The following is a 16,818-nucleotide window of genomic DNA, read 5'->3' as shown; positions in this document are numbered from 1 at the left end:
ATGCGCGCCATTGACTGGTACGGTAAAGCCGTACGGCTTGGGAGGAATGTCATGTCCATCAGCGCGAACGAAGCCAGAGCGAACCTCTACCCTCTGATCAAGCAGGTCCACGACGATCATGACGTCGTCCACATCACCTCCCGGCAGCACGGCAATGCGGTGCTCATGAGTGAAGAGGACTGGAACGGGTGGATGGAGACCGTCTACCTGATGCGCTCTCCCGCGAACGCCTCCCGGTTGCTGGACGCTGTCGCCCGCGATCAGACGAGTGGCGAAGCGGTCACCACCAGCATGGACGAACTCGCTGAGTTGGCGGAGGATGAGTGAGGGCCGTTCGTTTCGATCCCGCCGCATGGGAGGACTTCCGGTACTGGCTGGAGGCCGACAAGAAGGTCGCTCGCCGGACCGTCCGTTTGATCGGTGAGATACAGCGGACCCCCTTCGACGGTCTGGGTAAGCCGGAACCCCTGAAGGGGGACCTGTCCGGGTACTGGTCGCGGCGGATCACTGACGAGCACCGCATCGTGTATCGGGTGACCGAGAACGAGGTGAGGATTCTTCAGGCCCGGTATCACTACAGGTGAGGATGTGGGCGGGGCGTCTCCTTGCCGGGTGCCCGGCCGGACTCAGAGGCGTTCGGCGTAGGCGTCCGCCAGGGCCTGGGCCTCGGCGTAGGTGGGCAGTCCCGAGGGGACGGCCCCGTCGAGGGCCACGGCCCGGGCCGTGGCGACGGTGGCGCCCAGAGCGGCGCGGAACAGCAGGGATCCGCAGCTGACCCTGCGCACACCCAGGTCGGTGAGGGCGCGCAGGGAGGGGCCGGCGGGGGAGTACAGGACGTTCAGCGGCACGTCCAGGGAACGGACCAGGTCCGCGATGGCCGCGGTGTCGGTGAGCCCGGGTACGAAGACGCCGTCGGCGCCCGCTGACCGATAGGCCGCGGCGCGCTGCGCCGTCAGCGCCGTGTGGCCCGGCAGCCAGTGCGTGTCCGTGCGGGCGTTGACGAACAGGTCCGGGGCGGCGTCCTTGACCGCCTCGATCATCGCGCACTGCCTGCCCAGCGGGCGCAGCCCGCCGTCGGGGAGGCCGTCCTCGATGTTGACCCCCGCCACTCCGGCGTCGGCGAGTTCGCGGCCGAGCGAGGCGACCTGCTCGGGCTCGTCGCCGAAGCCCCCCTCGATGTCCACACTGACCAGGGCGTCCAGGCGGACCATGCCGTGCGCGAGCAGCAGGGTCTGGGCCAGGGTGTCCCCCTGGGCGTCGGGGCGGCCCGCGGCGGCCGCCACGCCCAGGCTGGTCGTGCCGAGGGCGCGGAAGCCCGCCCCGGCCAGGGCGGCGGCCGAGGCCAGGTCCCAGGCGTTGGGCAGGACCAGGGGCGCACCGGTGCGGTGCAGGTCGCGGAACTCCTCGAAGCGCGTCATGGGTGTGTTCCTTCCGTGCGGACGGCGAGACCACGACCCTAGGCCGCTGACGGTTCGGCGCCCGCCGAAACGTCAGCTTCCGGCGGAGGGCCGCCGACACGGCGACGGGGCGGCGCCCGCGGGCGCCGCCCCGTTCACGACCGGGCCTCAGGCCTCGGTGGCTCCCACGAGCCAGGCGACCTTGTGGGCCGTGACGCCGAGACTGCCGCTGCTGCCGAGGTAGACCCCGAACGAGGCGATGAACGCGTGATCGAGTTCCCTGCGCTCACACAGGACGTCCTCGACCGCGTGCGCGGACTCCGGGTTGGTCACCCGCAGGTACGGGGCGTCCCCGTCGACCAGGTCCGTGCTGACCTCGTAGCGGGCCAGTTCGCCGGCGAGCTTGGTGAGGTGCCCGCGTTCCTCGGAAGGCACGCGGGTCGGCTGCTCTTCGTGTGCCTGTCTCGACTGGGCCATGGCGATCCTTTCGTGTCGAGCACGTGCTTCCTCGGTGCCCTGACTCCATTGTCACTCAGAGTTAAGTTACTAGTACGTACCGACACGATGACACGCCGTCACACCACCCAGTCGCCACCGGACATCACTCCGGAGACCGCCAGGTCCGCGTCCAGCACCACGAGGTCGGCCGGGCCGCCCACCGCGATCCGGCCCGCGCCGTCCAGGCCCAGCGCCGCCGCCGGGACCGACGACGCCGAGCGCACGGCCTCCGGCACGTCCACGTCCAGCGACTCCACCGCGTTGCGCACGGCCTGCGGCAGCACGATCGTGCTGGAGGCGATCGCGCCGGTGTCCACCAGCCGGGCCTCGCCGCCGCTGACCCGCACCCGCAGATCGCCCAGCGTGTACTCGCCGTCCCCCAGGCCCGTCGCCGACATCGCGTCGGTCACCAGCGACACGCGCCCGGCCCCCGCCGCCGCGAACACCAGCTTCGCCGCGCCGGGATGGACGTGCACGAGGTCCAGGATCAGCTCCACGGTCACCCGTTCGTCCTCCAGGGAGGCCGCGATCGGCCCCGGGTCGCGGTGGTTGAGCGGACGCATCGCGTTGTACAGGTGCGTGGCCACCGTGGCGCCCGCGTCGAAGGCGGCGCGGGTCTGCTCGTAGCTCGCCTCGGTGTGCCCCACGGCGGCGACCACGCCGTTGGAGACCGCGGCGCGGATCAGCTCCGTCGCGCCCGGCAGCTCCGGTGCGACGGTCACCATGCGCACGTGGCCCCGGCCCGCCTTCAGCCACCGGTCGAACTCCGCGGTGTCGGGGTCGCGCAGCAGCGCGGGGTCGTGCGCTCCGCACTTGGACCGGGCGATGAACGGCCCCTCCAGGTAGACGCCCGCCAGTTCACCGGACTCGCACAGCTCGGCCAGGGCCGCCACCTGGCGGAGCGTGTCCTCGGGGGCGGCGGCGACCAGACCGCCGATCATCGACGTCACCCCTCGCGCGCGGTTGAACGCGACGATCTCACGCGCCCCCTCCGGGTCGGCCTCGGGGAAGGCGTGTCCCGCGCCCCCGTGGACGTGGGTGTCCACCAGGCCCGGGACCACCCAGCCGCCGGCGTCGTGGGTCGGCCCGGCGGGCGGCTCCCCCGATCCCAGTTCGCTCACGCGACCGTCCGCGACGCGCAGCCAGCCGTCGTGGACGCCGTCGGGGGTCACGACGCGGGCGTTGGTGAGCGTGACGCTGTGGGGCATGTTCGGGCTCTCCCTGTGCTGGACGGTCGGATGCTCGGCGGGGTGTGTCGCAAATAACACGCGAACCGCGCGGCTGTCGGGAGGGGGCCTTACCCCTGCCGCTGCGGGCTCGGAACAGCCTGCGGAGCTGGGGAATCCCGATCCGTGGAACGGTTGTCCGCGAGCTGGACGTCCCGGTCGGGGCACCGACGGCGCGCACGCGGCACCCGCGCACGCATTGACGATAGCGGTCGGCTCACCTCATGATGGAGACATGTCCGCCGGTGAGCTGCTTGTCCAGCGCCTGCACGTCGATCTTCGACAGCAGGCGAGCGCGCTCTGTTGTAGCTAGCGCCTTGCGGGGCCGAGCCCCGCGCCACGGGTGTACCCAGTACACCCCTGCCCTCGCAGACACCGGACGCTCTTCTCTTCCCTTTCTGGGCCCGGACCGATTCAGGTCCGAAGAGCACACCTGCCAGGACCGACGCGGCACGCCTACGGACGACGGAGTCCGTCCCCGCGTCGGAACGAGGAACCGTCCTCTCCGGTGTCACCGCATCCCCGTCACCGCCCCCGACGTTTCCTCCGGTCGATCCCGGCTCGCTCTGACCGAACCCAGGAGTCTCGCATGACCCGCTTCACCGTGCTCGTCGCCGCCCCCCAGACCCGATCCGCCGTGTACACCACCGCTCTGCGCGCCGCCTCCGAAGTCGCCGCCCGCGCGGGCGTCACGTCCACTCCCGAGGTCGTCGACCTCGCCGAGCTGGGCGCCGACCTGCTCGCCGACGACTCCGACGCGGTCGACGCCGCGCTGGAGAGCGTGCGCGAGAGCGACGTCCTGCTGGTCGCCTCCCCCCAGGTGCACGGCACCTACACCGGCCTGCTGAAGGTCTTCCTGGACCGCCTGCCCGAGCTCGGCCTGGGCCACACCGTGGCCGTGCCGCTGGCCGTGGTCGAGGATCTGCGCAACAGCCGCGGCATCGAGGAGGACCTGCGCGTCCTGCTGGCCGACCTCGGCGCGTGGGTGGCCGAGCCGGGACTGGTCCTGGCCACCGACGAGACCCACCGGCCCGACAGCGTCGTGCGCGCGTGGGCCGACGTCGCCGCGCCCGGCCTGCGTCAGGCCGTGTCCGTGGCTGCATGAGGGGGTTCGGGCGCCTTTGAGACGGGGCCTTCGCGCCTTCCGGTGTGCCCGCTCGTTCCGCACGGAACCACCTCCAGGCACTCCAGGACCCGTCGGCGCCCTCGCCGTGCTTTCTCTGGGCCGCCGCTCGTGCCCGCGCCGTCGCCCGCCACCACCCTCAACGGACGCCTGCGGCGCAGTCCTTCCTCGCTTTGGCCCGGATAGACCCCCTGTGGTCCCCGTGAGCGGGACCGCTCACCTTCCACCACCGGGGCGCGGCGGGCGGGGCGGTTCGGCATGGCGCCTTCGGGTCAGGGGGACTCGGTGCGGTCGGGGACCAGGGCGGCGGCGCGCTTGGCGCTGGTGTCGGCCTCGGCCGAGGCCACGTTGCCGCGCACCAGCACGATGACGATCAGGGTGAGCGCGAAACCGCCGACCCGCAGGCCCAGCATCACCGGGTCGTCCGGCAGGCTCTCGTTGAACAGGATCGTGCCGGCCACCACCATGAAGACGTTGCCCACCACGTTCGACACCGGCGCCGTGATGGAGGCCCGCGAGCGCTGCAGCGAGGTCTGGAACAGCACGATCCCCACGGCCCAGCCCACCGCGTACAGGTAAGGGAACGGCGACATCAGCGCGGGGACGATCGCGCCCAGCACCCCGTGCTCGGCCAGCAGTCCGCCCAGGCCCTTGCCGTGCAGCCCGGCGCTGCCCTGGGCGAGCCCGGCCGCCGCGCCCATCGCCGCCGCCGACACGTACCGTCCACGGCCGCCGGCCAGGCCCATGGCACCCACGCACGCCACCACGGTCACGACCGTGACCAGCACCAGCAGCGGTGTGTCCGCGCTCGTGCCCGCCTCGGCGCCGTCGGCGGTGGACAGGCTCAACAGGGCCAGCGCCACCGGCATGACGCCCAGGGCCACGTACTCGCCACGGGTGATCCGCTCACCCGTGACCAGGGTGATGACCAGCAGTGTCGTGGCCACGCCCGCCGCGTAGGCGGGCTGGGCCACCGACACGGGGGCCAGGCCCAGGGACACGATCAGGCCGACACTGCCGATCGCGGCGAAGAGGCAGCCGAACACCCACCGGGGGTTGCCGAGCAGGACCCGGGCCAGGTGGAGCGGGCGGTGGACGGAGATCGACTCCGACCCGTGCAGGGCACGCTGTTCCACCGCCAGTCCCACGGTGTAGACCACGGCGGACAGCAGCGCGACCAGGAGTCCGATCACGGGGAGGCCTCTCGGTCGGGGTGCGGGCGGACGAGCGGGGATCGCGCGGATTCCGGTTCGCCCGACCGCTGGTTCAGGCACTGAATATAACCAGTTCTACATCACGCGTCACCCGGTCTGGTCGTGCGACTCCCCGATCGGTGCGGGCGCGTTCCAGGTCGGATGTGTCCCCTCTGTTGCCCGGCCTGGCCTTCAACCACGATCTCCAGCCCAGTAGCCTGGTGCGGTACGGATCCTCCGCCCCGTGCCCCCGCGTGCGGGCGGAGCGTCCCGGCGGCAGGGTAGAACCTGTTCCGGAGCCGCTCGCGCGGCGCGACTGTGAGGGATCGGGTGACGTTGGCGGACCCAGACGAGCCGGGGAGGGGCGACGCGTCCGGCCCCGAGGAGCGGCGCGAGCCGACGTGGGCGCGCACCGCACGGCTGTTCACCCCGGCGTACTGGCGCGGCCTCCCGTGGCGGGACGTCCCCTGGCGCCGTCTGCTCACCCGGAGCCACGGGCCCGCCCGTTTCGAACCGGGACCGCTCGGCCTGCTCGGCGTCATGCTCGCCGCGATGGCGGTCACCCTCCTCCTCATCCGCACCGACTCCGGGCTCGGCGGCGGCGCGGACGAGCGGTCAGACGAGCCCGTCAGCGTCCCCGGACCGCCCGAGGGGGAGCTGCGCATCATGCCGGTGGGGGACTCCCTCACCCAGGGCAGCAGCGGCGACTTCACCTGGCGCTACCGCCTGTGGACGCACCTGGAGCAGAGCGGCGTCGACGCCGTCTTCGTGGGACCCCATGACGACATGCACGGGCTGGACGGGGACGGCGGGGACCGCACCTACGCCGATCCCGACTTCGACACCGGGCACGCCGCACGGTGGGGCGCCACCTCCGAGGAGCTGTCCGCCGACCTCGCCGAGATCGCGGCCGAACACGACCCCCACTACCTCCTGCTCCTGACCGGCATGGAGGACATGCTGCGCGGCGGCGGCGCGGACCACGCGCTGGAGGGCGTCGGAGAGATGGTCTCCACGGTGCGCGTCGTCCGGGGGGAGGCCCGCTTCGTGGTCGGCGAGCTTCCTCCGGTCGAGGGCACCGGCGACGACGCTCGCCTCAACGAGGAGATCGCGCACTTCAACATGGGCGTGGTCGACCTCGCCGAGCAGTTGACCTCCTCCGAGTCGCCCGTGATCGTCGCCCAGGTGGCCAGGGACTACGCCCCCTCCTACGACAACTGGGACGAGGTCCACCCCAACGCGCGCGGTGAGGTCAAGATCGCGGCCGCCTTCGCCGACGCCCTCGCCGAGCCGCTGGGCGTGGGCGAGCCCTACCCCCGGCCGCTGCCGAACGTCTCGGTGGGCCCGTTGGAGGCGCCCGAGCCCGAGGCGGAGGAGGCCGCCGACGGGCTTCTGCTGAGCTGGCCGTCCGTGCCCGGCGCGACCGGCTACCGGGTGGTGCAGCGCCGGATCGCCCCCGACCCCGACGAGGCCACGGTCCTGCCCGCCGTGGCGGAGGGCGACGGCGACCGCCGTTCCGTGCTCGTGGAGGCGCTGTTCAGCGGCGCCCGCTACGAGTTCGTGGTGCGGCCGGTGAAGGGGCGGGACGAGGGAGAGGAATCCGAGCCCGTCCAGGTCCTCTGGGACGACGATCCTCCCCCCGGGCCGACCGGTGTGCGGGTTCACGACGGCGGAGCGGTCGTGGAGTGGGACGCGGTGGAGGAGGCCACGCACTACGAGGTGTGGCTGCGGGCGCTGGAGTGCGGGCCGGCCGACGAGTTCCGCCGGCCCCGCGACGGCCTGGACGGGTCCCGGCCAGGGGACGCGGCCCCCGACGGCGACGGCTCCCGGACGCCGGACCGGGAAACACCGACGCCGCGGCCCGAACCCCGGCCCGAACCCCCGCCCGACCCGGCCCCCGAGCCCGTCCCCGATCCCGCCCCCGCGCAGCCCGACCCTCCGACGGCCCCGACGCCCGCCCCCTCACCGGGAATCGACTGCGAGCGCAGGGACGGCCGCGGGCCACAGGACGGAGAGGGATGGCGCACGCAGGGCTCGACGGGGGAGGACACCCGGTGGGAGGCGACGGTGTCCGGTCACTACGAGGTCGTGGTCAGGTCCTATCGGGACTACGTGGAGGGGCGCTTCTCCGACAGTGTGCTCCTTTGAGGATCGGCCCGGGAAGCGGGGGCGGCGCATGACGGGACGGTGGCCGGTACGGCTCCTGCCGTGGGCGGTGGGCGTGCTCGCCGGTGTCCTGGCCCTGGGGCCCGCGCTCGGTCCCGGCTACGTGCTGCGCTACGACATGGTCTTCGTGCCCGACCTGCCCCTGGACACGGTGCTGCGCGGGGCGGACGGGTTCCCCCGGGCGATTCCCAGCGACGCGGTGGTGGCCCTGGCCTCGTGGGTGGTGCCGGGGGACGCGGTGCAGGCGGTGGCGCTTCTGGCGGTGTTCGCCGTGGGCGGCGCGGGTGCGGTGCGGCTCCTGCTGGGAGCCCTGGACGCTCCGGGTCGGGAGCCGGCACCGGATCGCGGTCGGAGGCGTGTGCCGGCCCTGATGGCGTCGTCGGCGGCGGGTGTGGCCTACGTGTGGAACCCCTTCGTGGCCGAGCGCCTGCTGTTGGGCCAGTGGGCGGTGCTGCTCGGGTACGCGGGCCTGCCGTGGGTCGTGGGCGCGGTGTCGGGGCTCGCTGCGGCGGGGCCGCGTTCGGCCGGGCGCTCCCTGGCCCGTCTGGTGTGCGCGCTGGTCCCGGCGGCGGTCGGCGGCTTCTCCTCGGTGATCCTGACCGCCCTGACGGCGGGCCCCGTCGCGCTGGCGGGCCCCGCCGCACCGAAGGGCGCGCGGGCGGGGCGGGCGCGGCGCGGCGGGCCGACCGCGCGCCGGTGGGGCCGGGTCCTGCTCCTGGTCCTGGCACTGGTCCTGGTCTCCCTGCCCTGGCTGCTGCCGTCACTGGTGAGCGGGGCGGCGACCGATCCGGCGGGAGCGGCGGCCTTCGCGGCGCGCTCGGACACTCCCTTCGGGGTGGCGGGATCGCTGGCTCTGCTGGGCGGAGTGTGGAACTCGGGCGCGGTCCCCCCGGGCTACGGCGAGCCGGTGACGGCGACCGCGCGGCTGCTGCTGGTGCTCGTGTCACTCACGGGATGGGTGTGGTGGGTGCGGCGCGAGCGCCCGGCTTTCGGGGCGGGCCTGTCCGTGGCGGCGGCGGTCGGCCTGGCCGTCGCCCTGCTGGGAGCGAGTGCGGCCGGGCAGGCGCTGCTGCGGGAACTGATCGAGTTCTGGCCGGGCTTCGGCCCGCTGCGGGACGGTCAGCTCTACGTCGCCCCCCTCGCCCTGGTGCAGGCGCTGGGCCTGGGCGCCGCCGTCCATCGGCTGGCCCGCCCACCGGCGGCGGTGTGGCGCACGGCCGTGGCGGCCTTCGCCGTGCTGGCGCCGGTCGTGGTCCTGCCCGGTCTGCTGTGGGGCGCGGGCGGCCGACTGGCCCCGGTGGACTACCCGCAGGCGTGGACGCGCGCCCAGGAGGCCGTCGCGGCCGACGAGGTGCCCGGAGCCGTGCTCGTGCTCCCGTGGAGCGCCTACCGCGGCCTGGAGTGGTCGGGGGAGACCGTCGTCGTGCTCGATCCGGCGACCAAGGCCTTCGACCGCCGCACGCTGTGGAACGACGACCTGGTCGTCGGCACTCCCGACGGGGGAGCGCTGGTGGTGGCGGGCGAGGACGCGCGCGCCCGCGAGGCGGCGCGTGTCCTGCGGGTGGACCCCGCCACCGGCCTGCCCGCGCTCGCCGAGGAGGGCCGGACCGGGGAACTCGCGCACGCGCTGGGTGGGCTGGGTGTGCGGTACGTGGTGGTCTCGGCTCCTATTGATAACCGGTTCTGGTCACAGGGCTCTGGCCTGGAGGTGGTGCTGGACTCTGTGGACCTGACGCTACTTCGGGTCCCAGAACAGCACATCAAAGCGGACAAACCTGACATTCCGGGGTTGGAAGTTACCGGGGGGTTAGTTACAGTTGGGGCAATCATCTGGTCTATAGCTAGATCAGGTTCTAGTCTCGGTTTCCAGCGCTTCGGCTTCGCCTCGAAGCCGGGCGCGCGGAAGGAGATCCCCAAGTGATCAAGGTAATCGCCGCTTGTGTGATCGGCGCGGCTCTGGCGGGAGGTGCCACCGTGGTGGCCACCGAGCTCGCCACCGAGTCGACGGCGACCGCGGAACCGGTGAACGAAACCCTCTACAACTACGGCGACCGCTAGGCCGCCCGTGCAGTGAGGACCAGGGGCGCCTCGCTCCCCGCGGGGCGCCCCGCTCACTGGTCCGCGGCCCAGGCCGCCCCGATCCCACCCGACTGTCGACGGGTCCGTCCCGCGTGCGCTCCGCGCTACGCGCAGATCCTCACTTCGAGTGTTCATCCAGGCGCGGACGGCAACTGCCTCCGACTTCCACCGGCCCCGCGCGGAAGGAGAGCTTGTGGTTTTCCAGAAGGTCCACCACAGGGTCGAACCCGACACCCCCACGGTCACCGCCCCGGCCGCGGCCGTGACGGTTCCGGAACCCCCCGCCGACCAGGGCCCGCGCCTGGACGGTGTGCGACTCGTCATGATCAACTGGCGCGACCCCTGGCAGAGCACCGCCGGAGGCGCCGAGGAGTACGCCTGGCGGATCAGCCGGCACCTGGCCGGACGCGGTGCCATCGTCACCTTCCTGACGAGCCGCGAACCCCACCAGGCGCGGGTGGAGACCAAGGACGGCATCGTCATCCGCCGCATGGGCGGCCGGTTCACCGTCTACCCCCGCGTCATGGCCTGGCTCGCCCTGTGGCGACGCGAGTACCACCTCGCCTTCGACTGCATGAACGGTATCCCGTTCCTGTCGCGGCTGGTGCTGCGCCGCCGGACCCGCGTCGTGAGCGTCGTCCACCACGTGCACGACCTGCAGTTCAACGCCTACTTCCCGGCGCCGCTCGCCTGGTTCGGGCGCCTCATGGAGTCCGCGGTCGCCTCCCGCGTGTACCGCGGCTGCACCACCGTGACCGTCTCGGAGTCCTCCCGCGCGGCGATGCGCGACAAGCTCGGCTGGCGCGCGCCCATCGAGGTCATCCACAACGGCGGCGTCCCGGCCCCCCTCGCGGTTCCCCCTCCCGCGTCCCCGCCCGCCGCGGCCGGGGACGACGGTGCCGCCTCCGGGTGCCCTGCCATCGTCAGCCTCGGCCGCCTCGTCGTGCAGAAGCGCGTCTCCAGGGTGGTCGACCTCGCCGCCGGCCTGCGCGGGTCCCACCCCGGCCTGCGCGTGCACATCATCGGCCGCGGCCCCGAGGGCGAGCACCTCGCCGACCAGATCGAGCACGACGGCCTCGGCGACGCCGTCCGCCTGCACGGCTTCCTCCCGGAGGCGGACAAGAACCGCCTCCTGGCCTCCTGCGACCTGCACGTCACCGCCTCCGAGTTCGAGGGCTGGGGCCTGACCGTCATCGAGGCGGCCCGGCTCGGCGTCCCCACCGTGGCCTACGATGTGGACGGACTTCGCGACTCGGTACGCGACGGTGAAACCGGGTGGCTGGTACGCGCCGGCGAGGACCTCGCCGACGTGGTCGACCGGGCCCTCAAGGAGCTCTCCGACCCCCGGAGGGCCGCGGAGGTCCGCCGCGCCTGCCGGGCGTGGGCCGCCCAGTTCACCTGGGAGGCCAGCGGCGCGAGGATGACCCGGCTGGTCGCCGCCGAACTCCGGCTCGGCGACCCGGCCACCACTCCCGGCACCCACGACTCCGCGGCAGGCAAGAAAGAGAAGATGTGACTTCGGCGGAATCCACCGTCAGGCGCGAACCGGAGGATTCCAGAGCACCGTCCGCCCCCGGCGGAGGACTGGACGACACGCTGCTGGCGCGGCTGAAGGTCCTCACGGTGTGTCTGCTCCTGGGCGCGCTGGCGGCCAGCATCGACCCCGGCAGGATCGTCAGCGACACCAAGATCGACCTGACGGCCAACCCGCTGGGGTTCCTGGAGCGCGCACTGTTCCTGTGGGACGCCTCCTACTTCGGGCAGATCCAGAACCAGGCCTACGGGTACTTCTTCCCCAACGGCCCCTTCCACCTGGTGCTCGACCTGGCCGGCATGCCCGACTGGCTCATCCAGCGGCTGTGGATGGCCGTCCTGCTCGTCGCCGCGTTCACCGGCGTGTACAAGGTCGCCGGAGCCCTGGGCCTGGGCACCGTCAACACCCGCATCCTCGCCGGGCTCGCCTACGCCCTCGCGCCGCGCGTGCTGACGCTGCTGTCCTACAACTCCGCCGAACTGCAGCCGATGCTGCTCATGCCGTGGATCCTGCTGCCCCTGATCCTCGGCGCCCGCCAGGGCCGTTCCCCCCTGCGGATGGCCTTCCTGTCCGGCGCGGCCTTCCTGCTGTGCGGCGGCACCAACGCGGCCTCCGAGCTCGCGGTGCTGGTCGTGCCCGGCCTCTACCTCCTGACACGCGCCCGCGGCCCCCGCAAGCGGCGGCTCATCACCTGGTGGTCGGTCGCGATCGTCCTGGCCTCGTTCTGGTACATCGCCCCGCTGCTGCTCATGTCGCGGTACGTGTACTCGTTCATGCCCTACACCGAGGACGCCGCGGTCACCACCGGCGTCACCTCGCTGCTCAACGCGCTGCGCGGGACCTCCAACTGGATGGGCTTCCTGCCCGACCAGGGCAACACCGCGCTGCCCTCGGGCGCCGAGCTGTCCACCACCCCCTGGCTGATCGCCGTCACCGCCCTGGTCGCCGGACTCGGCCTGGCCGGACTCATCAACCGCCGCACCCCCGAACGCCTCTTCCTCATCGCCTGCCTCCTCACCGGGACGGCGGTGATCGTCGCGGGCCACACCGGCGACCTGACCGGTCCCCTCGCGGGGAGCATGCGCGACCTCCTCGACGGCGCGCTCGCCCCCTTCCGCAACGTCCACAAGTTCGACGCGCTGATCCGCCTGCCCCTCGTCCTCGGACTGGCCCACCTGCCGGTGGTCGTGGCCCGCGACTGGGCCGACCGGCGCTCGGCACCCGTCTCGGCGCGCGTGCGCAGGTCGGTCGCGGCCCTGGCCGCCGTCGCCTTCCTGGTCACGCTGCTGCCCATCGGCGCCGTCGGCATCGCCCCGGCGGGAGGGTTCGAGCGGATGCCCCAGTACTGGATCGAGGCCACCGACTGGCTGGAGGAGCGCTCCGACGAACGCGGCATGACGATGGCGCTTCCGGGGTCGGCGCGCGGTGAGTACGAGTGGGGCCGCCCCCTGGACGAGCCCATGCAGCCCCTGCTCTCGGGCCCCTGGACCAACCACCAGATCATCCCCTGGGGTTCGGGGGGCGTCTCCCGCCTCACCCACGAGATCGATCAGCGGGTCTCCTCCGGGCGCGGATCGGCGGGACTCGCCCAGACCTTCGCCCGCCTGGGCGTCACCCACCTCATCGTTCGCAACGACCTCCAGCGCACCGGCAACAACGGCGGCTGGCCCGCGCGCGTGCACCAGGCACTGCGGACCTCGCCCGGCATCACCGAGGCGGCGGAGTTCGGCCCGGTCATCGGCTCCCTCGACCACCAGTCCGCCTCCCAGTGGTTCGACCAGCCCTATCAGGCGCTCACGGTCTACGAGGTCGCCGACGCCGCGCCGACCGTCGGCACCGTCCCCGCCGACGAGGCCGTGCGCGTGACCGGCGGGCCCGAGTCCCTGCTCCACCTGGCCGAACAGGGCCTGATCACGGACGACCGCCCCGTCCTGCTGGGCGACGACCCGGGCGCCGAGGAGATCTCCGCCGCCGACACGGTCGTCACCGACACCGCCCGCCGCCGCGAGGTCGTCTACTCCGACGTCCGCCGCAACGTCTCGGCGACGCTGACCGAGGACCAGGAGCTCGAACGCGACGTCCCCGCGCCCGACATCCTCGATCCGGCGTGGGAGAACCACGTCGCCCACGCCCAGGACCTGGGCATCGCCTCGGTCACCGCCTCCTCCGCCGAGAGCGGCGCCGACGCCCGCGGCTCCGACCGCGACCCGGGCAACGCCCCGCACGCGGCCCTGGACGGCGACCTGGCCACCTCGTGGCGCTCCAGCGCGTTCACGGGCGCCATCGGCGAGTGGCTGGAGGTCGAGTTCTCCGAGCCGCGCGACCTCGAAGGGCTCAGCATGACCTTCGAGCACCTGCCCGGCGAGCCGCCGCCCTCACGGGTCACCCTCGTCACCGACAACGGCGAGGCCGACGTCCCGGTCGCCGAGACCGACGAACCCCAGGACCTCGTCGCCCCGCCCGGGCTCACCTCGACCCTGCGCGTGCGCGTGGACGAACTCGCCTGGGAACCGGAGTACCGCTTCGGCACGCGCGTGGGCATCGCGGACCTCTCCCTGCCCGGCCTGGAGGTCGACCGCACCCTCGTCGTGCCGGGTCCCGCCGACACCGGCACCCTGGTGTTCACCGGCTCCACCGGCACCGCGCCGGGCTGCATGGAGGGCTCCCACGTGTGGGTGTGCAACCCGCGGCTCCAGGTGCGGGGCGAGGACGCGCGCCGCCTGGACCGCACGTTCGAGCTGTCGGAGGAGTCCGCCTCGGGGTCGCACCGGATCTCCGGCGAGGTCGTGCTCACCGACCCCCGCGAGGCGGAGAACGCCGCCAACCGCGCCGGCGGGTATCCGACGGTGACCTCCTCCTCCACCGCCGTGGAGCACCCGGCGTCGATGGGCCGGGGCGCGCTGGACGACGACGAGAGCACGGTCTGGTACCCGGACCCGGAGGAGAAGGAGCCCTGGCTCGACATCGACCTGGGCGAGCCCACCACCCTCGGGTACCTGGAGGTCGACTTCCCCCGCGCCGACAGCGTCCTGCGGCCGATCAGGGTCACCGTCGAGGGCGGGGACACCGTGCGCGAGGGCTGGCTCGACGGCAGTGGCCGCGTCGACTTCGCGTCCCTGACCACCGACACCCTGCGCGTCACCTTCGAGCGGCCCGAGGGCCAGGCGCTGGAGATCGGCTCCATCGGCCTGCCCGGCGTCGACCCGGTCGAACCGGCGCCCGAGGGCGACGCCGCCACCGCGTGCGGGCTGGGCCCGACCCTGCGGGTCAACGACCAGCGGGTGGAGACGCGCATCAGCGGTGGCACGCTCGCCGACCAGCTCACCGGACTGCCGCTGCGCTACGAGTCCTGCACCGACCTCGACCTGGTCGGGGGCACCAACCGCCTCGAGGTCGACCCGGGCAACCGCTACGAGGTCCGCTCGGCCGTGGTGGACTCCGCCGACGCTCTGGCCGACCGCTCCGAGGTCACCATGGCCGGGGTGGAGAGGACGCACGGCTGGGGCCCCAGCGGGCGCAGCTTCGACGTGGCCGTCGACGAGGACAGCCTGCTCGTGGTCAACGAGAACTTCAACGAGGGATGGACGGCCCGGCTGGAGGGGTCCGGCGGGCCACTGGAACCGGTCCGGCTGGAGGGCTGGAAGCAGGCGTGGGTCCTGCCCGCGGGCAGCGCGGGCACCGTCACGCTGGAGTACACGCCCGACAACGCCTACCACGCGGCCCTGCTGGTCGGCTTCCTGCTGGCCGCGCTACTCGTCATCGTGGCCCTGTGGCCCCGGGGCCGACGTGCGCGCGCGTCGGCGCCGCGCGGGCAGCGCGCCCTGCCCGCCGCCGAGCCCGGCTGGCTCGGCCGCTGGGCCGTCCTGCCCCTCGGCCTGGCCTACGGAGTGTGGGTGGCCGGTTGGGCCGGTGCCGCCCTGGTCGGCGTCATCCTGCTGTGCATGTGGTGGCTGGGGCGCCAGGCCCCCAAGGGGCTGCGGCACGCCAAACCCGGGCGCCCGTCCATGGGCGGCCGGCTGCTGCCCCACCTGGCGGGGCCGTGGACGGTGACGGCGGCCCTGGCGCTGGCCGGACTGGCGATGGGCGCCGGGACCTACCTGGCCCTGTACATGCCCTTCCACGACGTCTCCCAGGTGTTCGGCGGCCCGCTGCGCGGCTGGGTGCCCCAGGCTCTGTGCCTGCCCGCGCTGGCGCGGCTGGTGCTGGCCCTGGGCCAGCGCGGCCTCGACGAGGACGCCGACGACGACCCGCCCGGCGTGCGCGCCGGGGCCCGGACCGGTCCCGCCTCGGGCGCGGCGACCGGTGGGGGCGCGGTGTCCGGCACCGCTCGCGACGTGCCCGCCGACACGGGCGCGGAGCCCCGGGACCCGGCCGGGCCCGAGCCCGACGACGCGGTCCCGGCCGACGACCGCGTAGCCGACGGCACGGTCACCGCGGACGGCCACGCGGGTGGGGGCCGTGCCACCGGCGGGTCCACGGCGCCCGACACCGAGGAGGCCCGGACATGACCGCCGACACCGGGAGCCAGGTCGGTCCCCTCACCCCGGCGCGGCGGCCGCTGCCCAGGGGCACGCTCGTCGTGGCCGCCGGGGCGTTCCTGCTGACCCTGGCCGCGCTGCTGCCGCTGTACGTCTACGACCGCGTCGCCCCCATCCCCGCCTCCGCCGAGTTCACGGTGGCCATGACCGACGAAAAGGCCGGCTACCTGGACACCTCCCGGTGGGCCTGGGTCGAGGGCGTCGAGATGCGGCGCGTGACCAGGGTGGACGCCACCGCGCACGGGCGCGACTGGTCGGCGTGGGAGATGGTGGTGGACACCTCGCTGCCGGACCGCATGATCGACCACTCCAGTCGGCGCGTCATCGTCGACCGGGAGACGGGGCGCGCCGTGAACTGCTGCGGGGAGCACGTCAACGGGGACCGCGCCGTCCGGCAGGCGGGCCTGGTGTACTTCTGGCCCGCGGGCGCGCCCGCGGGCGACTACCCCTACTACGACGCCGAGGTGCGTTCCGCCCCGCCCCTGGAGTTCGACGACTGGGACGAGGTCGCCGGGCTCCGGGTGGGCCGGTACACCCAGTCGGTGGACGCCACCCAGGTCCCCGACTCGGCACGCCCGGTACCCGCCGCGCTGTTCGCCGCCGGTGCCGAGGGCACCGTGACCGCCACCCGGTGGCTGGAGGTCACGCGCACGTTCTGGGTGGAGCCCGTCACGGGCATCGTCGTCCACGCCGCGGAGCAGCGGGAGGAGAGCCTGCGCCCGCGCGACGGCCGCGGGGAGGTCCCGCTGCTGCGCGCCGAACTCGTCCTGGAGGAGCCGCAGGTCGCCGCCAACGCCGAACAGGCCCGCGTGCGGTCGGTCCTGCTCCGGGCGCTGGACTCGTGGGCGCCCGCGGTCCTGGGGCCGCTGGGCGCAGCGGCCGTCCTGGTCGGGCTGGTCCGCGCCTGGCGGGCCCGGGACACCGGCTCCCCGTCCGGGGCCGACACCCCGGAGCCGACCGGGTCCGGGGCCGCGCGGGAGCACGGGAGGGCCGACCCCGCCGGCGGCGGTGACGGCCCGGCGGAGCCCCGCGAGGATGTCGGGGCTGAGCCGTAGGATCACACC

13 protein-coding genes are annotated in these 16,818 nt (G+C 73.6%); 9 read left to right on the top strand and 4 right to left on the bottom strand.

The features are described 5' to 3' along the window. Positions 1–51: 51 nt before the first annotated feature. The gene (locus M1P99_RS05885; protein WP_304451656.1) at positions 52–327 is read left to right on the top strand and encodes a type II toxin-antitoxin system Phd/YefM family antitoxin; all 276 of its coding nucleotides are present in this window, start codon (positions 52–54) and stop codon (positions 325–327) included. Further along, the gene (locus tag M1P99_RS05880; protein WP_304451655.1) at positions 324–584 is read left to right on the top strand and encodes a Txe/YoeB family addiction module toxin; all 261 of its coding nucleotides are present in this window, start codon (positions 324–326) and stop codon (positions 582–584) included. Before M1P99_RS05885 ends, M1P99_RS05880 begins: the two co-directional genes overlap by 4 nt. A 42-nt stretch (positions 585–626) precedes the next feature. Here the strand turns inward: M1P99_RS05880 and M1P99_RS05875 are convergent, their stop codons facing one another. From M1P99_RS05875 to nagA, 3 genes are all read right to left on the bottom strand, one after another. Then, the gene (locus M1P99_RS05875; RefSeq protein WP_304451654.1) at positions 627–1,418 is read right to left on the bottom strand and encodes an isocitrate lyase/phosphoenolpyruvate mutase family protein; all 792 of its coding nucleotides are present in this window, start codon (positions 1,416–1,418) and stop codon (positions 627–629) included. Positions 1,419–1,565: 147 nt separating this feature from the next. After that, a complete protein-coding gene (locus M1P99_RS05870; protein WP_304451653.1) occupies positions 1,566–1,874 on the bottom strand; it encodes a hypothetical protein in 309 nt (102 codons plus the stop codon). Between the two features lie 98 nt (positions 1,875–1,972). Further along, complete coding sequence (gene nagA / locus M1P99_RS05865) at positions 1,973–3,103, bottom strand: N-acetylglucosamine-6-phosphate deacetylase (protein WP_304451652.1); 1,131 nt, start codon at positions 3,101–3,103, stop codon at positions 1,973–1,975. A gap of 607 nt (positions 3,104–3,710) precedes the next feature. Between nagA and M1P99_RS05860 the strand changes: the two genes are divergently transcribed. Continuing rightward, positions 3,711–4,226 carry an NADPH-dependent FMN reductase gene (locus M1P99_RS05860; protein WP_304451651.1) on the top strand — a complete coding sequence of 172 codons (516 nt, stop codon included), beginning with the start codon at positions 3,711–3,713 and terminating at the stop codon, positions 4,224–4,226. A 290-nt stretch (positions 4,227–4,516) separates the two neighbouring features. Here the strand turns inward: M1P99_RS05860 and M1P99_RS05855 are convergent, their stop codons facing one another. Then, complete coding sequence (locus tag M1P99_RS05855) at positions 4,517–5,437, bottom strand: hypothetical protein (protein ID WP_304451650.1); 921 nt, start codon at positions 5,435–5,437, stop codon at positions 4,517–4,519. A gap of 540 nt (positions 5,438–5,977) precedes the next feature. On the opposite strand from M1P99_RS05855, the gene M1P99_RS05850 reads away from it, so the two are divergent. The 6 genes from M1P99_RS05850 (at position 5,978) to M1P99_RS05825 (ending at position 16,809) form a co-directional block, all read left to right on the top strand. Then, complete coding sequence (locus M1P99_RS05850) at positions 5,978–7,585, top strand: GDSL-type esterase/lipase family protein (RefSeq protein ID WP_304455590.1); 1,608 nt, start codon at positions 5,978–5,980, stop codon at positions 7,583–7,585. 28 nt (positions 7,586–7,613) lie between these two features. Continuing rightward, entirely contained in the window at positions 7,614–9,524 is a 1,911-nt protein-coding gene (locus M1P99_RS05845; RefSeq protein WP_304451649.1) for a hypothetical protein, read from the top strand. Continuing rightward, positions 9,521–9,661, top strand: coding sequence for a hypothetical protein (locus M1P99_RS05840; RefSeq protein WP_199725478.1), 141 nt, complete (start codon positions 9,521–9,523; stop codon positions 9,659–9,661). The genes M1P99_RS05845 and M1P99_RS05840 overlap by 4 nt, the downstream gene beginning before the upstream one ends. Before the next feature lie 214 nt (positions 9,662–9,875). Then, positions 9,876–11,198 (top strand): glycosyltransferase family 4 protein, encoded by a 1,323-nt coding sequence (locus M1P99_RS05835; protein WP_304451648.1) that lies wholly within the window; start codon positions 9,876–9,878, stop codon positions 11,196–11,198. Further along, positions 11,195–15,724, top strand: a complete 4,530-nt coding sequence (locus tag M1P99_RS05830) for an alpha-(1->3)-arabinofuranosyltransferase (RefSeq protein ID WP_304451647.1) — start codon at positions 11,195–11,197, stop codon at positions 15,722–15,724. Before M1P99_RS05835 ends, M1P99_RS05830 begins: the two co-directional genes overlap by 4 nt. Continuing rightward, entirely contained in the window at positions 15,721–16,809 is a 1,089-nt protein-coding gene (locus M1P99_RS05825; protein WP_304451646.1) for a DUF3068 domain-containing protein, read from the top strand. Before M1P99_RS05830 ends, M1P99_RS05825 begins: the two co-directional genes overlap by 4 nt. The last annotated feature ends 9 nt before the right edge of the window (positions 16,810–16,818 follow it).

Origin of the sequence: Nocardiopsis sp. YSL2 (assembly GCF_030555055.1) — a bacterium.
In the GTDB taxonomy this organism is placed as follows: domain Bacteria; phylum Actinomycetota; class Actinomycetes; order Streptosporangiales; family Streptosporangiaceae; genus Nocardiopsis.
The sequence above is the reverse complement of the archived record's forward strand: the minus strand, read 5'-3'. Positions and strand labels throughout refer to the sequence as shown.